Origin of the sequence: Accumulibacter sp., from assembly GCF_016789985.1 — a bacterium.
Classification (GTDB): Bacteria; Pseudomonadota; Gammaproteobacteria; order Burkholderiales; family Rhodocyclaceae; genus Accumulibacter.
Genome location: NZ_JAEUOL010000030.1, coordinates 1 through 18553 on the forward strand (window position 1 = coordinate 1; position 18553 = coordinate 18553).

Here is an 18553-nt window from a genome sequence, read left to right on the forward strand (position 1 = left end):
CAGCCAGTCTTTCCTGACCGTCGCCCGGCGACAGCCGCGCAGCTTCTTCGGCATGCATCTGGCGCACGCCGGCATCGCGGTGTTCATCGTCGGGGTGGCCATGGTCGGCGGCTACCAGGCCGAGAAGGACGTCAAGATGGAAATCGGCGACACCGTCGGGGTTGGTGGCTACACCTTCCGCTTCAACGGTGTGCGCCAGGAGCAGGGCCCGAACTACCGGGCGCTGGTCGGCGACGTCGATCTGATCCGCGATGGCCGAGCAATCCGCAAGTTGTTCCCGGAGAAGCGCTTCTACGTCGCCTCGTCGATGCCGATGACCGAAGCGGCGATCGATACCGGCCTGCTGCGCGACGTCTATGTCTCGCTGGGCGAACCGATCGACAAGGCCCGACCGGACGCCGCCTGGGCGGTTCGCGTCTACCACAAGCCATTCGTCGACTGGATCTGGGGCGGCTGCGTGCTGATGGCGATTGGCGGACTGATCGCCATCAGCGACCGCCGCTACCGCATCAAGACACGCGCACCGGCCGGCCTGCCCGCCGCCGCCTCGCTGGCTCACCACGCCTGAGGGATCGCTCATGAACAGGTTTCTCTGGCCACTGATCGGCTTCGCCGTACTCGTCGCGCTGCTCGCCGTCGGACTCAATCTCAACCCGCGCGACGTACCCTCCCCCCTGGTCGGCAAACCGGCCCCCGCCTTCGCGCTGCCGCGGCTTGACGCGCCGGACCGGGAGTTCTCGCCCAAAGAGATGCTCGGCAAGGTCTGGCTGCTCAATGTCTGGGCCTCGTGGTGCGTCTCCTGCCGCCAGGAGCACCCGGTGCTGGTCGAACTGGCGAAGCGCCAGACGGTACCGCTGGTCGGCCTGAACTACAAGGAAGTACGTGGCGACGGCGCGATCGACAGCGACAGGCTGGCACCTGGCACGGAACAGAGGATGGTGGTCGAGCGCGCCGCCGGCTGGCTCGCCAGACACGGCAATCCGTACACTCTGTCGGTCCTCGACATGGACGGCCGGGTCGGCATCGACTATGGCGTTTATGGGGTGCCCGAAACCTACGTCATCGACAAGACGGGGATCATCCGCATGAAGCACACCGGCCCGATCAGCCCGGACATCTTCTCCGGCAAGATCCTGCCGCTGCTCGCCGAGTTGCAGAAATGAGGCGCTGGCTGCTGGTCCTCCTGCTCGTCGTGACAAGCGCCGCCTGGCAAGGCGTGCACGCCGGCGAAGCGAAACCACTGGCGGCAGACGAGGTGATCGAAAAGCGCCTGGTCGCCATTTCGTCCGAACTGCGCTGCCTGGTCTGCCAGAACGAGTCGCTCGCCGGCTCGCACGCGGAACTGGCCAACGACCTGCGGCGCGAGATCCGGACCCTGATCCGCGACGGCAAAAACGATGCCGAGATCATGGACTTCATGGTCAGCCGCTACGGGGACTTCGTGCGCTACCGGCCACCGCTGAAGGGTACGACGCTGTTGCTGTGGTTCGGTCCCGCCCTGCTGTTCGTCTGCGGGCTCGGCGCGCTGCTGCTCTACCTGCGCCGACGCAACCTTGTGATCCGGGACACACCCCTGACCGTCGAGGAACAACGGCGGGCCGACGATTTGCTGCAGCAACAGGAACCTCGCCAGGGGCAATCATGACCGTTTTCATCATCGTCGCGGCGGTGCTGCTCGTCACCGTTCTCGCCATCCTCCTGCCGCCGCTGTGGCGGATACCGGGGCAGGCCGCGCGCGCCGACCGCCGCGAGATCAACCTGACGATCTTCCGCGACCAGTTGGCCGAACTCGAGCGCGAGCGCCGCGATGGCTCGCTCGCCGAAACTGACTTCGCACAGGCGCGGACCGAACTGCAACGCCGCCTGCTCGACGAGGTCGAAGCGCAGTCGGCGCCGGCAAGCCGCAGCACTGGCGGTCGCCAGACGGCGCTCATCCTGCTCCTGGCCATCCCGCTCGCAGCGGCCGGTGGCTACGCGCTGCTCGGCACCCCGCGCGCACTCGACCCGCTGCAGCGGCAGGCGCGCGTCACGCCACAGCAGATCGAGGCGATGCTCGGCAGCCTGATCGAGAAGCTGAAGAAGAATCCGGATGACGCGCAAGGCTGGGTCATGCTGGCGCGCTCGTACAAGGTGCTCGAACGCTACCCGGAAGCGGCCGAGGCGTTTACCCATGCCAGCCGGCTGGTCGACCAGGAGGCCGGCCTGCTCGCCGACTACGCCGAAGTTCTCAGCCAGGCCAGTGGCGGCGATCTGCAGGGAAAACCGAGCGAACTCATCGCGCGCGCCCTGAAAATCGACCCGAACGAACCACAGGCACTGCTGCTGGCCGGCGCCGCGGCGAGCGACCGACAGGACTTCACGGCGGCCGCCGAGTACTGGTCGCGACTGCTGCTGCAGCTCGAGCCGGGCTCCGACGACGCCAAGGCACTCGAAGCAGCGGTCACCAGGGCACGCACGATGGCCGCCCAGTCCGGCGGCAGCAACGTCACGCGCAAGCCGGCCGCCAACCGCAACGCGATCAGCGGCGAAGTGACGCTGAGTGGCAAGCTGGCCGGGCAGGTCAAGCCGGGCGACGTGCTCTTCGTCTTTGCCCGCGCCGAGGACGGCTCGCGCATGCCGTTGGCCGCCACGCGGGCAACGGTGGCCGATCTGCCACTGCGTTTCCGCTTCGATGATTCGATGGCGCTGGCCGACGGCAAGAAGATCTCGGATTTCGCCCGGGTCAGCATCGAGGCGCGAGTTGCCAAGGCCGGCAGTGCGACCAGTTCGCCCGGCGACCTCTTTGGCAGGCTCGGCGGCATCAAGCCTGGCAGCCAGGATCTGCACCTGCTGATCGATCAGGTTCAACCCTGAGGAATTGCCCCGGCGCCGGCACAACCTCGGGCCGATTTCTCTCTTTTTTGTTAACATAGATCAAACCGTCGGCGCCGCCTCATCCGCTAGACTTCCGCCAGCCTCGGCGCTCGGCCGACGGCCTGAAAAATCTAGGGGGAGGGAAGCATCGTGACCGATAACAGCTCAGGTTTCTGGGCAAGACTCAAACGCCCAAGCACCAAGTACTCGCTACTGGCGCTGCTGTCGGTCGGTTTTGTCTCCGGCGTTCTCTTCTGGGGTGGCTTCAACACCGCGATGGAAGCCACCAACACGCTCGAGTTCTGCATCGGTTGTCACGAGATGAGGGACAACGTCTATCAGGAATACAAGACGACGATCCACTACAGCAACCGGACCGGCGTGCGCGCCTATTGTTCGGACTGCCATGTGCCCAAGGACTGGGGACACAAGATGATGCGCAAGATTCAGGCAAGCCAGGAAGTCTATGGCAAGATCATGGGGACGATCTCGACGCCCGAGAAGTTCGAGGCCAAGCGTCTGGAACTGGCGACTCATGAATGGGAACGCATGAAGGGCAGCGATTCGCGCGAATGCCGCAACTGTCACTCGTTTTCGGCGATGGATATCGAGAAGCAGAAAGCCCGCGCATCAAAAATGCACAAGATCGGCCAGGAGGAGAAGAAGACCTGTATCGATTGCCACAAGGGCATCGCCCACAAGAAGCCGAAGAACATGCCGGAAGAGGACGACGAATAGTCCGCCTCGCCCAGGCACGGCATTTGACCTGACCGACGGTCCGGCGGATGGCGAACAGCCAGCCGCCCTGGACCGTCCCCAACCCGACCAACACTTGAGTGGAGTCTGAAATGAGAAAAACGAGCGTTTCCCTGGCCCTCTTCGGCGCCCTGCTGGCCTTCGGTCCGCAAGTCGCGCAGGCTGCAGCCCCCGATTGGAGCAAGGTTCCCAAACGCGACGTTCAGGTTTTCCACGCCGGGGTGACGCCGATCGAGTGGATCATGAAAAAGTCGGACCACAGCGGTCGTACCGGCCTCAACAAGGGCGAAAGCTGCGTCGGCTGCCATGAGGAAAAGGGAGGCCTCAACTTCGACATGAAGCGCCTCGCCGGCAAGGACCTCGAACCGAAGGGCGCACCCAAGACGATGAGTTTCCCGGTCAGTGTGCAGAGTGCTTACGACAAGGATAACCTCTATGTTCGCCTGACCTTCAAGGCACCGGGTGGCGGTGTCGACCCGGCAGACAAGGAAAACGAGGTCAAGGCGACCGTGTTGTTCGCCAACGACAAGGTCAGTCAGGGCGCCCAGGTCGGTTGCTGGGCAACCTGCCACAGTGACGCACGCACCATGCCCGGTGCGGACGACAAGAAAACCAAATACACCAAGGATGGCGCCTACGAACTGATGCAGTGGAAGAGCGCCAAAGGTGCCAAGGCCGCCGATGGATCGGTGACCGACAAGCGCAACATGGAAGGCGGCACGGCGGGCGTCAAGGCCGAAGGCAGCAAGACCGGCGATATCTACACCGTGACCTTCACCCGCAAGCTCAACGGCGCTCTGGCCGAAGGCAAGGCCACCCCGTTCGGCGTCGCCATTCACTCCGACCATGCCATCGGCCGCTTCCACCATGTCTCCATGGGCTACACGATGGGCGTCGGTGCCGACGGCGACGTCAAGGCCGCCAAGCAGTAAGCCCGGCAGATCTAGCAACGGGCAGAACCGGGGCTCTGCCCGTTTGCTTTTGCGGCTGCCGGCCGGGGGCCGGTTCAGACGAAGCTGTCGGCGAAGAGCCCTTCCGCCCAGGTAAACATGTCCTGGTAGTTGTCACCGTTGGTCTTCGGTGCTTCGCCGAGATCAACCCGGTGCATCCCTTTGCCCTTGACCTTGCCCGCAGCGTCGTAGATGTCTCCATAGTTGAAGTTGGCCGACAGCCAGGACGCCGTGGTGGAGGTGATCGGGCTGAAACAGGCGGAGTTGGTGGTGACGTTGGTATCGGGCGCCTCCCCATTGAGGGCGCGCAGAATGGCATCGGCGCAGACCTTGGCTTGCGCATTGGCCATGTGGCCGGACTTGGGTACCGCCTTGCCGTCGCTGGCGGGCAGCGCACAGGCATCACCGATGACATGGATGTTGGGGAAGCCGCTGATCCCGTAGGCAAGCGGGTCCACCGGCACGAAACCCTGTGCGTTGAGCAACGGCCAACCGCGGCCGGGAGCCGTCGGGTCGATGGCGGCTGCCCTCTGGTTGGGAATGTAGTTGAGGACGCGGACATTCGACCAGGTGCCGGCACTGGTGACGATGCTGCGCGTCTGCGAATTCACCGAGGCTACCGTCGCGTTGGGAACGTAGTCGATCATCCCCTTGTAGGTGAAGTTGAAGGCGTCGCCAAAGGCGATGGGCTCCGCCTGAATACCCGCATTGGCATCGAGCACAACGACTCTGGCGAAGTTGAGTCGCTTCCTTTTCAGGTAATCGGCGACCACGCAGGCCCGCTCATAGGGACCCGGCGGGCAGCGATAGGGTGACCTGGGCACCGTCATGACGAAGGTGTCGCGGTCCTGCATGCTGGCCAACTGTTTCTTCAGGAGCAGGGTCTGCGGGCCGGCCTGCCAGGCGTGCGGTGTGAGGTTCGGATCCCAGGACGAGTCGGGTGGCGGGATGAAGTCGATACCGGGAGACAACACCAGGTGGTCATAGTCGAGTGATGTCCCGCTGCTCAGGCTCACCGTGCCTTTGCCGCTCCCGTAGTTGATGGCCGTGACACGCCCCTGGACCACGGAGACGCCATGTCTGGTTCTCAATGCACTGTAGCCCAGCGTGATGCGGTCCATGGCCAGAGCCCCGGTCACCACCAGGTTGGAAAGTATGCAGGCGATGTGGCTGGGATTGGGTTCCACCAGCGTGACGGCGACCTTGCCGCCGCCCCACATGCAGAGATACTTGGCAACCGTGGCGCCACCGAAACCTCCACCGACGACCACGACGCGTGCCGGAATCGCAGCGCCTACACTGCAGGGCAGGGCGGCGCCAGCTGCGGCGACACCGGCCAGTTCGAGAAATCGTCTTCTGTTGATCTGATGCATGTCGGCCTCTCCCGCGGATTAGTGGTCGCCGCCGCTGTGGGCGGCAAGGTAGTCGGCGATGAGTTGGATCTGGCTGTCGGTGTAACCGCGAGCCTGACGGTCCATGATGTTTTCCACCGGGCGGCGCTTCATTTCCAGAAGATCCTTGCGCAATTCGCTGGCGCTCTTCCCGGCAACCTCGTCAAAGCCAGGACCGTTGCCGTTGGTACCGTGACACTGGGCACATTGCGCGGCCAGGAGCTGCCCGGCGGGTGGCGCGGCCTGCGCACCCGGCATGGCTGCCAGCGCCACAGCGCATGGCAACAAGAGTTTGCTTGAAATTACCTTGACGGACATCGTTCATACCTCCGGATCATGAGAGAAACCCGCCCCAACGGTGCGTGGACAGGCGATCAGTACTGCGGCTACCGTCCAGCTCGGGCGCACGGGACACGCAAAGACTGGCCGATCAGAGGTCCGACCAGTCCGCACTTTCCGGACATACGGCACGGCTCCGGGTTCTCGGACAATGCAACTGGCAGAACTCCCCTGCATGGTCATGGCCAAGGCTTACGTCGGTCTTAAGGCAACACAGCGGCTCAGACAATCCTCCAGCATGCCGGTCTTCGCACGACCCCGGCAGCGTCAACCCGATGTGTTGCGGCATGCGCACCGCGCGCCGACCAGCAAGAGCGCTCGCCGTGCCGCGTGAAAAAGGTTCTCACTTGTGGCACCATCGCCGCTGCCTGACCTGTTGCAGGCAGTTGTCTCCGGGTACTGCCCGCCCTGCTGGGCAGGGAACCGGGCAGGCGGTGCAAGTCCGCCACGTGCCCAGCGCGGCAAGGAGGACGGGCGATGCAATGGTCGCTGACGCGAATCGGCAAGGCATATCGACCAGATCAATCCAAGTCAGGAAACCGGCCAGGAAGCCACCTTTTTTCCAGAATGGGAATCCATGGAAAACCCTGGAGCGCCGCAGACGCATGCTTTCACCGAAACCGACCGGACAGCGGTTTATCCGGTGATCTTCAGCCATCGTAAGGTACGTGCTCAGTTCCTGCCCGACCCGGTGCCCGACGCGGCATTGAGACGGGTGCTGCTGGCTGCTCATCACACCCCCGCGACGAGCTTCATACGGACGCTGAATTTCGTCGTGATGCGCTCGCCGGAAGCCGGGCAACGCGTCCATGACGCGTTCTGCGCCACCAACCCGGAAGCGGCGCACATGTTCCCGGACGAGAAACGGGCGACCCATGGCCGGCTGAAGCTGCAGTACATTCCCGAATCGCCGATCAACCTGTGTGCATCACCTGTGACCGCTCGCGCAGCGGAGCGGTCGTTCTCGGTCGCACGCACATGCTGACAAGGGACCTCTGCAGCAGTGTCCGCGCCGTGCAGAACCGCTGGCTGACCGCCCGCGCCGAAGGTCTGGGCATCGGCTGGGTCAGCCATCTCGACGACCAGCCGGAGGTGGGAAAAGCCGGTTGGCTGCCGCGCCTGCCCCGCCGACCTGCTCTACTACGGACAATGGAGCGAGACCGACCGGTAACAGACCGTGCCGATGGGGCCCACTCTGGCCGAAATGCAGGCCGCCAGCCGTCGGCCGGACACGCAAGCGGCATGAGTCAGGCGCCGACGTTCTGCGCGCGGAACGGCCAGCATGCTTGAACACGGCGGCCGACTGCGTGCGGCGGCGGCTCACTACGGCATTCCGCTCGCTGCATGGCTCGATCTATCGACCGGGATCAACCCTTGCGCCTGGCCGGTGCCCGCCTTGCCGGCGAGTGTCTGGCAACGCCTGCCGGAAGAGAACGACGGACTCGAGACGGCGGCAGCGGTCTGTTACGGTAACGCCAACCTGCTACCGGTGGCCGGGTCGCAGGCCGCCATCCAGCGCTTGCCGAACCTGCTGCCACGGGCCGCCATCGCCTGCCTCTCACCGCTCTACGCCGAACACCCGCATGCCTGGCGAACGGCCGGGCATCGCGTGCGAGAGATTGATGGCAAGCTGTCACGCGCAGTCGCCGCAGCCACCCCCTATGTGCTGCTGTGCAACCCGAACAACCCGACGGCTGCCCGCCATTCGCGAGCCACGGTAATCGACGCAGCCCGACAGTTGAACAGGCGAGGGGGCTGGCTGATCGTCGACGAGGCGTTCGTCGACCCGACACCGGAAGACAGCGTCGCCGATCTTGCCGGCACCCCGGAAATGCCCAGATTGATCGTCCTGCGCTCGCTCGGCAAATTCTTCGGAATCGCCGGGGCAAGGATCGGCTTCATCCTGGCAACCCCGGATCTGCTGCACCGGTTGCGCGAGCAACTCGGCCCGTGGGCGGTATCCGGCCCGGCCAGAGCCGTCGCCCGGATGGCCCTGGCCGATCATCAATGGCAGACGGCGACGCGAGCGCAGCGGCGCGCTGCCGGCGACCGCCTGCAGCGGCTGCTGGCCGGGCTGGGCGAGGTGAGCAGCACGGCGCTGTTCGCCACCCTATGCAGCCCTGACGGCGGGGCAATGCACGAGTTTCTCGCCCGCCGGGGCATCCTGACCCGGCATTTCCCGGAACTCGATCTGCTCCGCCTGGGAGTACCCGGCGCGGAGGAGGACTGGGCTCGGTTGACCCTCGGCCTGCGCTCGCTGCACTCCGCTATCGAACGAGGGAACAGCCAGGCCAACCCATGAGCCGTGCATGCAGAAGAAACAGCGGTGGTCCAGCACGGGAGCGCCGCCTTAGGCGCCCTGACAAGCGCCCTCGGCCATGGCTTGCACACCATCGTCATCGAGTTCGCATGTCCACTTCTACTTTCCGGGCAATCCGGAAGCGGTCGCCAGCGACACGTCCTGACCGCCTGAAGCGCGGGATGGCCGACCACGACCCCGGATGGAGGAACAACCGGGTCGCGCCTGGGATATCCGGCCCGGTCGGCCTCGAATGTGCCCGAATGGTCCCGCATGGCCATGTCTGGGCGATCGAGAAGAACGCCGGCGGCGCAACGGCCATACTGCGCTGTATACCCCCACGAAGAGCGGCCGGTGAATCCGACAGATCGTCGAAGCTCTGCGCATCTTTCAGCGGCATGCTGAGCACGGTACTGATCGGCAATTCCAGTACTTTCGTACGTGACGACTGGCCAACGGTCGACGCGTGACGGAGAACGGGACGGCCGCTCGCTGACCTGCGGCCCAGACGGGGAAATCGAGGCCATACAGCAGAGCGGCAGGTCGGCCGCCCAACTGGTCCTGGACTACCGCCGGCCGGCTGATGGCATCCAGTCGGTGCTCGACAGGCTGCTGCTACCCGAAGACGAAGTCGCGGACGGGACAGGCTGAGGACCAGCGAATTGCCACGCCGCCGATGGCTGTGGCAGGATGCTTCGAACGCAGCGTCCAGGCGACCGACAACGGCCTACGCCATTTCACGCACGAGAACCTCTTTCCGCCATGCGGGAAAGGATGTGCAAATTCCTGTTTCACTTGAGTAAAAAATACATCTTATGTCTTATATAAGACTGTTGCCCACACAGGAAAAGCACACTATACTTCTCGCCATTGGTCGCCCCGGGTCGGCGCTTGCAACAGTCCCTGATTCGGCTCACGGGCATCACCATAGCCCCCCTGCATTTCCTAATCTTTCGTGAGGTTAATCATGAGCACTAGAGAGCAACAGATCGCCGAACTGGAAAAAGACTGGGCCGAAAATCCCCGCTGGAAAGGAATCAAGCGCGGCTACTCGGCTGCTGATGTCGTCCGACTGCGCGGTTCGTTCCCGATCGAGTACACCGTCGCCCGTCGCGGCGCCGAGAAGCTCTGGAAGCTGGTCAATACCGAACCCTACGTCAACTGCCTCGGCGCGCTGACCGGCGGTCAGGCGATGCAGCAGGTCAAGGCAGGCGTCAAGGCGATTTATCTTTCCGGCTGGCAGGTCGCTGCCGACAACAACTCCTACGCCGCGATGTATCCGGACCAGTCACTGTATCCGGTCGATTCGGTACCCAAGGTGGTCGAGCGGATCAACAACTCTTTCCGTCGCGCTGACGAAATCCAGTTCTCGAAAAACGTAAACCCGGGCGACGAGGGCTACACCGACTACTTTGCGCCAATCGTCGCCGACGCCGAGGCGGGTTTTGGCGGCGTGCTGAACGCCTTCGAGTTGATGAAGGCGATGATCCGCGCGGGCGCTGCCGGGGTGCACTGGGAAGACCAACTGGCCTCGGTCAAGAAATGCGGTCACATGGGCGGCAAGGTTCTGGTGCCGACGCAGGAAGCCGTCCAGAAGCTGATCGCCGCACGCTTCGCGGCGGACGTCTGCGGCGTGCCGACGCTGGTCATTGCGCGGACCGATGCCGAAGCTGCCGACCTGCTGACCTCCGACTGCGACGACAATGACAAACCTTTCGTCACCGGCGAGCGGACTTCGGAAGGTTTCTACAAGACCAGAAAAGGCCTGCAACAGGCGATTTCACGTGCCGTTGCCTACGCCGATTACGCCGACCTGGTGTGGTGCGAAACCGGGACGCCCGATCTCGAGTTTGCCCGCCAGTTCGCCGAGGCGGTACGCGCCAAGCATCCCGGCAAGCTGCTCGCCTACAACTGCTCGCCGTCGTTCAACTGGAAAAAGAACCTCGACGATGCCACCATCGCCAAGTTCCAGCGGGAACTCGGCGCCATGGGTTACAAGTACCAGTTCATCACCCTCGCCGGCATCCACAACATGTGGTACCACATGTTCGACCTGGCGCAGGACTATGTCGCCCGTGGCATGACGGCTTACGTCGAGAAGGTTCAGGAACCCGAGTTTGCCGCTCGCGACCGCGGCTATACTTTCGTCTCGCACCAGCAGGAAGTCGGAACCGGTTACTTCGATGAAGTCACCACCGTCATCCAGGGCGGCACCTCGTCCGTCACGGCACTGACCGGTTCGACCGAGGAAGAACAGTTCCACTGAGTACCGCTGCTTCACTCGAAAGCCGCGCCCTGTGGCGCGGCTTTTTTGCGTCCTCCCACCGACAGATCCGCGGTATTGGCTGCCACCACGCCATAGCCAGAAAAATGCCAGACTCAATGCTTCATGCATAACCCGCAACGAGGCCCCCCGGTTTATAATTCCGGGTTGGAGCGCATTACTGACTCCGGAGGCATAATGAAGGACACCCAACTTCGAGGCATCATCCTTGCAAAGTATTACGAGCACCGGAGGGGGCAACTCTTCACGCCAAAGCCGGAAGACTTTGATCCTCAGATTGCAATCGAAGACATATTGGCCGTCTCGGATCAACTCGGACAGCATGGCCTTATTGAGTGGAAGGTTCTTCGGAGCCACGGTGGTATCGAGGCTGGTTTAGGAAAGATCAGTGCATTTGGAATCGACGTCGTTGAAGGTGAGGCAACCCCAGACATAAAGGTGGAGTTTGTGCAAAACAAGACAATCAATGTTTCCGGTTCATCTAATGTTGTGGTCGGCGACCATAATCAAATGTCCGTCACGCAACACATAGCAGAACTTGCGCGTGTAATCGATAACTCGAATGGAACCCCGGAGCAAAAAGCGGAGGCCAAAGGGCTTCTTCAGCGCCTAGTCGAACATCCCTTGGTGGCTTCAATCGCTGGTGGCGCAATTGGTCTGCTGGGCGGCTAATGCGCTCTAACCCGGCGCTCAACCTCGCTCCCTTCGGTCGCTGGACGCTGCGCGATAAAGCCGCGCAGCGCCGGTTAGCTCTACGCTTTCGCCGCAATCTCCACCGACCGAAAACACTTCTGGAGGCATGAATGGATCACCCGCAGACTGTTCTGCCACTTTTTTCGTCGCTGCTCGGCAGCGCTGGCATCGTGGAGTTCTCGACCACGGCGGCCACCAGCTTTGCCCTGATCGCCGCCGCCGAAATCGGCGACAAGAGTCAGCTGGTGTGCATGACCCTCGCTTCCCGGCACCGACCACTGCCGGTCATGCTCGGCGCGCTGGCCGCCTTTGCGCTGCTCAACACACTTGCCGTCGTGTTCGGCGTGGCCATCGCCAACTGGTTGCCGGAATGGGTGGTGGGGGTGACGGTCGCCGTCCTGTTTGCCATGTTCGGCCTGCATGCGCTGCGTGCGGTCGATGACGAAGATGACGGAGAAGTCGAGGAGAAAAGTGGCCATGGCATCTTTTTCACCACTTTCCTGCTGCTGACCGTAGCCGAATTTGGCGACAAGACCCAACTCGCCGTCGTCGCCATGAGCAGCACGCACGTGGCGGCCGCCGTCTGGCTCGGCGCCAGCCTGGCGCTGGCCACCACCTCGGCGCTGGGCATCCTGGCCGGCCGTACCATCCTGCAGAAAATCCCCCTGACCCTGCTGCACCGACTGAGCGGTGCTTTTTTCCTGGTGTTGGCGGTGCTGGCTGCGTACCAGGCCTACAGGGCCTTCGCCGGAGCGGCATGAGCACCCGGGCCGAGGAGAGATGCCTGGCGCGACCCGCCCCCCCGGCTGGTTCACCCGGCCTGCGAACCAGCCGCAATTCAGCTACTGCCTGGAGCGACTCGGGTCCGCAGCCGGATAGGCCGCCGCGTCCAGCAGATCGTTCCAGGCGGCAGGCACAAAACCACGTGCCTGCTGCCGACCGACACTGATGCTCGGCAACACGACTTCATTGCCGAGCGCACGGGCGAGTCCGGCGAACTCCTCCTGCGTATTGAGCACCTTCTCCGTAAAGGGAACGCCGCGCTGATTGAGGAAGTCGCGCGCTTGCTGGCAGGTTGTCGTGCAACTGGCTGCGCTGTACAGAACGACCGGGAACTTGTCGCTGGCCCGGCGGACGGCATAAGGCGTCTGACGTTCGCCGGTGCCACTGCTGCCCGCGGTGTAGCGGGTGACGTTCGGGGTCCCGGGCGGCGGTGACTGGTCCGAGATGACCGTGCCACCCGTCTTCGGGTCTATCCAGCGGTACATGGTTTGAGCGGCGGCAGCCGCGCTGGCCAGCAGGACAAGAACCAGCCAGGCCAGGCGCAGAGTGGCGGAAATGGACATGCTTGCTTTTTCCTGGTCAGGCAGCAACCATTCCGCTGTGCCGCAGCAATGCGTCCACCTGGGGCTCGCGGCCGCGGAAAGCGCGGAAGTTGTCGATCGCCGGCCGGCTGCCACCGACCGACAGGATCTCGCGCAGGAAGCGCTGGCCGGTGTTCCGGTCGAAGGGGTTGCCGACTTCATCGAAGGCACCGTAGCAATCGGCCGAGAGCACCTCGGCCCATTTGTAACTGTAGTAACCGGCACCGTAGCCACCGGCGAAGATGTGCGAGAAGCTGTTCGGAAAGCGCTGCCATTCGGGGGGAACGAGGACGGCCACCTCATGCCGAACGTCGTCCAGCAGTTCGAGGACGCTGCGTTCGCCGGCCGGGTCGAATTCGCTGTGCAACAGCAGGTCGAAGAGCGAGAACTCGATCTGACGCAGCATCTGCATGCCGCTCTGGAAGTTCCGCGCCGCCAGCATCTTGTCGAAAAGCTCGCGCGGCAACTGTTCACCGGTGTCGATATGGCCGGTCATTCCCTGTACAACACCCCACTCCCAACAGTAGTTTTCCATGAACTGTGAGGGTAACTCGACGGCATCCCATTCGACGCCGTGGATGCCGGCAACACCCAGCTCATCGACCTGCGTCAGCAGATGATGCAGGCCGTGGCCGGTCTCGTGGAAGAGCGTACTCACTTCGTCGTGGGTGAAGGTCGCCGGCCGCGGCTGGCCGTCCTTTTCGCCCACCGGCCGGGAAAAGTTGCAGTTGAGATAGGCGACTGGCTTCTGGATGCCCTCGCCGCCGTCTACCAAATCGAGGCGCACACGGCGGCGGCTGATCGCTTCGTCCATCCAGGCGCCACCGCGCTTCGTGTCGCGCGCGTAAAGGTCGAGATAGAACTGTCCGACGAGTTCGCCATCAGGGGTTTCGATGCGGAAAAAGCGAACGTCCTCGTGCCAGACCGGCGCGTGATCGGGTTTCAGGCAGACACCGAACAACTCTTCGATGACCGAGAACAAACCGGCGAGCACCTTGTTTTCGGTGAAATACTGCTTCACCTCCTGTTCCGAGAAGGCGTAACGCGCCTGCAGCAACTTCTCGGAGACATAGGCGACGTCCCAGGCTTCGATGGTTTCCAGACCCAGCTCATGGCGCGCAAAGATACGCAGATCGGCGACGTCCTGCTCGGCAAAAGGTCTGGCCCTGGCCGCCAGATCACGCAGGAATGCGAGGACCTGCGGTACGGATTCAGCCATCTTGGGTACCAGCGAGACTTCGGCAAAACTGGTGTAGCCAAGCAGTTGCGCTGCCTCGCAACGTAATTCGAGAATCCGGCGAATCAACGACGTGTTGTCGAGTTCGGCCGGGCCGAACTCGGCGGCGCGAGTGACGTAGGCATGGTACATCGCCGCGCGCAAGCGGCGACTGTCGGCGTATTGCATCACCGGCAGGTAGGAAGGCATGTGCAGAGTGAATCGCCAGCCGCTCTGCCCACCCTGTTCGGCGGCCTCACGTGCGGCCTGGCGGGCGTCTGCCGGTAGGCCGGCGAGTTCGCTTTCGTCCGTCACCAGTTCGGCAAAGGCATTGGTGGCGTCGAGCAGGTTCTCGGAAAACTTCGCCGAGAGCTGTGCCAGTTCCTCGCTGATCGCCTGGAAACGCGGCTTGTCCGTTTCCGGCAACTCCGCTCCGGCAAGGCGAAAATCGCGAACTTCGTGCTCGACGACGCGTCGCTGGGCCGCCGACAGGCGGGCGTACTCGGCACTCCCGGCGATCGCCCTGTACTTCGCGAACAGTTTCAGGTTCTGGCCGACTTCGGCGTAGAAGCGGGAGACTTCCGGCAGCATCTCGTGATACGCATCGCGCCACTCGGGAACATCGTTGACCGAGTGCACGTGACCAACGATCCCCCAGGCACGAGACAGTTGTTCGAAGCCATCACTCAAGGGTTCAGCAAAGTCGCGCCAAGTAGCGGCCACCTCGTCTGAAGTCAGTCGTTCGACGAGCGCGCGGCAGCGACACAGCAATTCGCTGATCGCCGGTCGCACATCGGCGGGTGACAGCGCGTCGAAACGCGGCAGGCCGGAGAAATCGAGCAACGGGTTGTCTTGCAGGTCTTGGGCAGTCATCAGAGCTTCCGGGGGCAGTAGGGCGTCGGTCGAGAATCGCCGAAAGGGTGCGCCAGAACGCTATTCTACAAGGTCGCGATAGGCGTGCCACGAGGCGTGGCCGAGCAAGGGCATCAGGACGGTCAAGCCGAAAAACAGGGTCAGAAAGCCGACGGCGGTCAGTGTGACGATGATCGCTCCCCAGAAGACCATGAGCAGCAGGTTGGCGTCAACACAGCGCAGGCTGGTTTGGATGGCTGTGCCAACTCCCGTCCGGCGATCAAGCAGCAGGGGGACCGAGATTACCGTTAGCGAGAAAACGAGCAGGGCCAGGGTACCGCCAATCAGGATCCAGATCAGCAACAGGTCGCGGTGATCGGTGGACAGGTGAATCTCGGCGAGCAGGGCGAGCAGGTCGGGCGCGACATTCGGGGCCAGAAAGGCGAACAGCAGCGTCGAGACGCGCTCCCAGGCGATCCCGATCGCACCAAGCAGAAGACCCAGCTTGGCCAGCTCCAGGGCATTGCGCCGACCACCGGCGAGCGATACGAAAAAGGTCGAAGTCCGTCCGGATTCAAGCCGTCGGCTGATTTCGTAGAGCCCGCCGGCGAGCAGGGGGGCCACCAGGAAAAAGCCGGAAGTGGCGACGATGAAGAGGTGTCCGTTGCGCCAGGCGAAAATGGTGATCAAGTCGCCGGCAATCGCAAACAGCAGCCCATAGGCCAGGCTGGCGATCGGGTTCGCACGGAGATCCCGCCAGCCGGCTGCCAGCCAGGCGAATGGTCGGTCGAGCGGAGCGCTGCGAACCCTGGGCGGGCTGCTGTTGCGGTCGGTGGAAGTGGGCTCCAGACCCATGCGTTCTCCTTGTGGACGGGGACGGCAAACGCTGCCGGGCATACCTGACAGCCGGCCGTCAATCAGTCGACAAAGCTCTCGCCGGTCAGGCGTTCGCAGGCTTCGACATATTTGGCGCGCGTTCCGGCGAGCACTGCTGGCGGCAGGTGCGGACCGGGCGCCTGCTTGTTCCAGTCCAGCGTTTCCAGATAATCGCGGACGTACTGCTTGTCGTAGGATGGGGGATTATGCCCTTCCCGGTAGGCATCGGCGGGCCAGAAGCGGGACGAATCGGGGGTCAGTGCTTCGTCGATCAGGTGCAGTGTGCCGCTGGCGTCCAGCCCGAACTCGAACTTGGTATCGGCGATGATGATACCGCGTGCTGCCGCATGCCGGGCGGCCGTAGTGTACAGTTGGATGGCCGCAGCGCGGGCCTGCGTGGCGATCTCTGCGCCACTCCGAGCGCTGGCCGCCAGCAGATCGGCGAGCACGCTGGCACAGTCGGCCTGTGCGCGTTCGAAGGAGACGTTCTCGTCATGGTCGCCGATTGCCGCTTTCGTCGCCGGCGTGAAGATCGGCTGCGGCAGTCGGCTGGCGAGCTGCAGCCCCGCCGGCAAGGGAATACCGCAGACGCTGCCACTGGCCTGATAGTCCGTCCATCCCGAGCCAATCAGATAGCCGCGCACCACCGCCTCGATCGGCAGAGGCCGCAGGCGCCTGACGACCAGCGCCCGGCCGCGCACCTGGGAACGCTCGGCAGCGACCACCACCGTTTCCGGGTCGATTCCGGTGAGCTGGTTGGGGATGATGCCGGCCAGTCGTTCGAACCAGAAACAGGCCAGCCTGGTCAGCACCTTGCCCTTGCCGGGCACCGGGTCCGGCAGGATGACATCGAAGGCCGAGATGCGATCGCTGGTCACGATCAGCAGTTTGTCAGCGTCGATGGCATAGATGTCGCGCACCTTACCACGGCCGAGCAGCGGCCGGCTGGTAATCGTCGATTCAAAGAGAGCTTCGGTCACGTGCTTGATCCGCTAGGCAAATGGGGAGACGACAGAGTCCGTTCGAGGTCTGCGATTATAGGGCAGATCGCCCGTCGGTCAGGGTGCAGCCCGGAGCAGCAGCAACACCGATCAGCCTCGTTCAGGAGGAGAGGCAAGTCCTGCCGCCTATTTTTCTCCGTTGATCTGACGCAAGGCGTCGACGGCGAAGCGCCTGGGGAAGGAGGCATCCAACCCAATCGACGGCAAGCCTGTACTCTGGCGGATAGCGCATCGGTTGATCGTAGAGCGCGGCGACGTGGTCCCGACCATCCCAGGTGCACAGAAGTATCAGATTTTTTGTGCGTGAGAGGGTGTAGCCGAAATAAACAGATTGTTCTATGCGCGTGGCCATCCGAGGTACACGAGGCGACGAGCGATGAGCGAGATCACACGCGGCAGACCTGGGCGGTAAGCCTGCGCTGCAGGCGCAACACATCGAGGTTCTGCGCGCGATCACAGGCGAGCAGTCGCGCTCGTCGCTGGAGGAGGTCACGCGGGAATTGCAGCGGCGTACCGGCGTTGCCGCTTGTACGGTCACGGTACGCAAGGCGCTGCGGCAGACGGGCATCGACAGGCTCAAGCCGCAGCGCACAAGCCCAGCGAGCGCGCCGCGACTCGAGGCGGCGCCCCGCTGCGGGGGGCTACCCCGACGCGCACCGGCGAAACGACAGCCGCAGCGGCATGAACACCGATCTGACCGATGCCGAGTGGGCGCTGGTGGCCGATCTGTTCGAGCGCCAAGGCGGGCGCGGCGCGCCGGCCCGGCACGCGCGCAAGGGCATGGTCGATGCGTGCGGCTACGTCGTGCGTACAGACTGCGCCTGGCGCTTGCTGCCCAAGAGTTTTCCGCCCTGGCGCGGGGTCTACAGGGCATTCAGCCGCTGGGCCGCGGCCGGCACCTTCGAAGCCAGGCACGATCGGCTGCGCCAGCAATGGCGCGATCGCATCGGTCGCAACCCCGAGCCCACGGCGGCCCTCATCGACGCGCAGAGCACGCGCAGTACGGCCCAAGGCGGCATGAGCGGCTTCGATGCGGGCAGAAGTCAAGGGACGCAAGCGTCATCTGGTGGTCGACACCCTGGGGCTGTTGCTGGCCGTGACCGTCACCTCGGCCGCCGTTCAGGATCGCGACGCCGCCGCGCTCGTGGTCGCCCACCAGGCCATGGCCAAGGTGCCGGGGTTGCGCAAGCTCTGCACCGATGCCGCATACGGCAGTCAGTGTGCACAGGCCATCGAGAAGGCTTACCCCGCCCTCAACGTCGAAGTCGTCCGCCACCCCGGCAACCGCAGCACGGGCACCTGGCAAAACGCGCAGCCGCCCCTGTGGCCCGAGGTCGTCCCCAGTGGCTTCGTCGTTCAGGCCAAGCGCTGGGTCGTCGAGCGTACCCACGCCTGGAACGAGCGCGCACGGCGCCTCATCACGCATCACGATCGCTCCCAGTGGGCGCCGGTTGCTTGGGTCTGGCTGGTCGAAGCGCGTATCCTTGCGACTAGGCTGGCAGAGTAATCATTTCGGCTACACCCTCTAAGGTGAATCTATCTATGGACTCCCCCGATTTTGCAAGGTGATGTGTTGTTGGTTTGTCGGAAGCAGCCTGCAGGAATCTATCCGGCCTACTTTCGTGGTGCCCGTCGGCACCGGCCCTGATGACATACGCTGCGTGGAACCCTCATTAGCA

Annotated in this window: 17 protein-coding genes, 1 pseudogene and 1 riboswitch; of the genes and pseudogenes, 12 read left to right on the forward strand and 6 right to left on the reverse strand. The window is 63.6% G+C overall.

Features of this window, described 5'->3' with window-relative positions:
* The 6 genes from JNK99_RS01540 to JNK99_RS01565 all read left to right on the forward strand — a co-directional run.
* The coding region (locus tag JNK99_RS01540) for a cytochrome c-type biogenesis CcmF C-terminal domain-containing protein (protein ID WP_291847625.1) at positions 1-568 on the forward strand (568 nt) is incomplete at its 5' end.
* 10 nt (positions 569-578) lie between these two features.
* The gene (locus JNK99_RS01545) at positions 579-1163 is read left to right on the forward strand and encodes a DsbE family thiol:disulfide interchange protein (protein ID WP_291847627.1); all 585 of its coding nucleotides are present in this window, start codon (positions 579-581) and stop codon (positions 1161-1163) included.
* On the forward strand, positions 1160-1645 hold the full coding sequence (locus tag JNK99_RS01550) for a cytochrome c-type biogenesis protein (protein WP_291847630.1): 486 nt from the start codon (positions 1160-1162) through the stop codon (positions 1643-1645). Before JNK99_RS01545 ends, JNK99_RS01550 begins: the two co-directional genes overlap by 4 nt.
* Positions 1642-2853: a c-type cytochrome biogenesis protein CcmI gene (gene ccmI / locus JNK99_RS01555; protein WP_291847633.1), complete on the forward strand. Its 1212-nt coding sequence runs from the start codon at positions 1642-1644 to the stop codon at positions 2851-2853. The genes JNK99_RS01550 and ccmI overlap by 4 nt, the downstream gene beginning before the upstream one ends.
* Before the next feature lie 150 nt (positions 2854-3003).
* A complete protein-coding gene (locus JNK99_RS01560; RefSeq protein ID WP_291847636.1) occupies positions 3004-3591 on the forward strand; it encodes a NapC/NirT family cytochrome c in 588 nt (195 codons plus the stop codon).
* A gap of 110 nt (positions 3592-3701) precedes the next feature.
* On the forward strand, positions 3702-4541 hold the full coding sequence (locus JNK99_RS01565; protein WP_291847638.1) for an ethylbenzene dehydrogenase-related protein: 840 nt from the start codon (positions 3702-3704) through the stop codon (positions 4539-4541).
* A 74-nt stretch (positions 4542-4615) separates the two neighbouring features.
* Here the strand turns inward: JNK99_RS01565 and JNK99_RS01570 are convergent, their stop codons facing one another.
* Together JNK99_RS01570 and JNK99_RS01575 are read right to left on the reverse strand one after the other, a co-directional pair.
* Positions 4616-5932, reverse strand: coding sequence for an FAD/NAD(P)-binding oxidoreductase (locus tag JNK99_RS01570; protein ID WP_291847640.1), 1317 nt, complete (start codon positions 5930-5932; stop codon positions 4616-4618).
* An 18-nt stretch (positions 5933-5950) separates the two neighbouring features.
* A complete protein-coding gene (locus tag JNK99_RS01575) occupies positions 5951-6268 on the reverse strand; it encodes a c-type cytochrome (RefSeq protein WP_291847643.1) in 318 nt (105 codons plus the stop codon).
* A gap of 398 nt (positions 6269-6666) precedes the next feature.
* A riboswitch (cobalamin riboswitch) is annotated at positions 6667-6852 on the forward strand.
* Positions 6853-6932: 80 nt separating this feature from the next.
* On the opposite strand from JNK99_RS01575, the gene JNK99_RS01580 reads away from it, so the two are divergent.
* The 5 genes from JNK99_RS01580 to JNK99_RS01600 all read left to right on the forward strand — a co-directional run bounded on the left by JNK99_RS01580 (position 6933) and on the right by JNK99_RS01600 (position 12326).
* Positions 6933-7274 (forward strand): nitroreductase family protein, encoded by a 342-nt coding sequence (locus tag JNK99_RS01580; protein WP_291847645.1) that lies wholly within the window; start codon positions 6933-6935, stop codon positions 7272-7274.
* Positions 7275-7571: 297 nt separating this feature from the next.
* Positions 7572-8591, forward strand: a complete 1020-nt coding sequence (gene cobD / locus JNK99_RS01585; RefSeq protein WP_291847647.1) for a threonine-phosphate decarboxylase CobD — start codon at positions 7572-7574, stop codon at positions 8589-8591.
* Between the two features lie 964 nt (positions 8592-9555).
* The gene (aceA, locus tag JNK99_RS01590; RefSeq protein WP_291847650.1) at positions 9556-10854 is read left to right on the forward strand and encodes an isocitrate lyase; all 1299 of its coding nucleotides are present in this window, start codon (positions 9556-9558) and stop codon (positions 10852-10854) included.
* A 195-nt stretch (positions 10855-11049) separates the two neighbouring features.
* On the forward strand, positions 11050-11544 hold the full coding sequence (locus JNK99_RS01595) for a hypothetical protein (RefSeq protein WP_291847653.1): 495 nt from the start codon (positions 11050-11052) through the stop codon (positions 11542-11544).
* A 131-nt stretch (positions 11545-11675) separates the two neighbouring features.
* Positions 11676-12326 carry a TMEM165/GDT1 family protein gene (locus JNK99_RS01600; protein WP_291847655.1) on the forward strand — a complete coding sequence of 217 codons (651 nt, stop codon included), beginning with the start codon at positions 11676-11678 and terminating at the stop codon, positions 12324-12326.
* Between the two features lie 81 nt (positions 12327-12407).
* Here JNK99_RS01600 and JNK99_RS01605 read toward each other — a convergent pair whose 3' ends face one another.
* The 4 genes from JNK99_RS01605 to JNK99_RS01620 all read right to left on the reverse strand — a co-directional run bounded on the left by JNK99_RS01605 (position 12408) and on the right by JNK99_RS01620 (position 16853).
* Positions 12408-12911, reverse strand: coding sequence for a DUF4124 domain-containing protein (locus JNK99_RS01605; protein ID WP_291847658.1), 504 nt, complete (start codon positions 12909-12911; stop codon positions 12408-12410).
* Positions 12912-12927: 16 nt separating this feature from the next.
* Positions 12928-15018 (reverse strand): M3 family metallopeptidase, encoded by a 2091-nt coding sequence (locus JNK99_RS01610; RefSeq protein WP_291847661.1) that lies wholly within the window; start codon positions 15016-15018, stop codon positions 12928-12930.
* Positions 15019-15078: 60 nt separating this feature from the next.
* A complete protein-coding gene (locus JNK99_RS01615) occupies positions 15079-15852 on the reverse strand; it encodes a DUF2189 domain-containing protein (RefSeq protein WP_291847664.1) in 774 nt (257 codons plus the stop codon).
* 62 nt (positions 15853-15914) lie between these two features.
* On the reverse strand, positions 15915-16853 hold the full coding sequence (locus JNK99_RS01620) for a phosphoribosylaminoimidazolesuccinocarboxamide synthase (protein WP_291847667.1): 939 nt from the start codon (positions 16851-16853) through the stop codon (positions 15915-15917).
* Positions 16854-17275: 422 nt separating this feature from the next.
* On the opposite strand from JNK99_RS01620, the pseudogene JNK99_RS01625 reads away from it, so the two are divergent.
* Positions 17276-18381 (forward strand): annotated as a pseudogene (locus JNK99_RS01625) (IS5 family transposase).
* Positions 18382-18553: the final 172 nt, after the last annotated feature.

Coding starts and splice junctions, on each gene's coding strand:
- JNK99_RS01575 (WP_291847643.1), bottom strand. CDS start 6,268: ATGTCCGTCAAGGTAATTTCAAGCAAACTCTTGTTGCCATGCGCTGTG.
- JNK99_RS01610 (WP_291847661.1), bottom strand. CDS start 15,018: ATGACTGCCCAAGACCTGCAAGACAACCCGTTGCTCGATTTCTCCGGC.
- JNK99_RS01570 (WP_291847640.1), bottom strand. CDS start 5,932: ATGCATCAGATCAACAGAAGACGATTTCTCGAACTGGCCGGTGTCGCC.
- JNK99_RS01615 (WP_291847664.1), bottom strand. CDS start 15,852: ATGGGTCTGGAGCCCACTTCCACCGACCGCAACAGCAGCCCGCCCAGG.
- JNK99_RS01605 (WP_291847658.1), bottom strand. CDS start 12,911: ATGTCCATTTCCGCCACTCTGCGCCTGGCCTGGCTGGTTCTTGTCCTG.
- cobD (WP_291847647.1), top strand. CDS start 7,572: ATGCTTGAACACGGCGGCCGACTGCGTGCGGCGGCGGCTCACTACGGC.
- JNK99_RS01550 (WP_291847630.1), top strand. CDS start 1,160: ATGAGGCGCTGGCTGCTGGTCCTCCTGCTCGTCGTGACAAGCGCCGCC.
- JNK99_RS01595 (WP_291847653.1), top strand. CDS start 11,050: ATGAAGGACACCCAACTTCGAGGCATCATCCTTGCAAAGTATTACGAG.
- JNK99_RS01565 (WP_291847638.1), top strand. CDS start 3,702: ATGAGAAAAACGAGCGTTTCCCTGGCCCTCTTCGGCGCCCTGCTGGCC.
- aceA (WP_291847650.1), top strand. CDS start 9,556: ATGAGCACTAGAGAGCAACAGATCGCCGAACTGGAAAAAGACTGGGCC.
- JNK99_RS01600 (WP_291847655.1), top strand. CDS start 11,676: ATGGATCACCCGCAGACTGTTCTGCCACTTTTTTCGTCGCTGCTCGGC.
- ccmI (WP_291847633.1), top strand. CDS start 1,642: ATGACCGTTTTCATCATCGTCGCGGCGGTGCTGCTCGTCACCGTTCTC.
- JNK99_RS01545 (WP_291847627.1), top strand. CDS start 579: ATGAACAGGTTTCTCTGGCCACTGATCGGCTTCGCCGTACTCGTCGCG.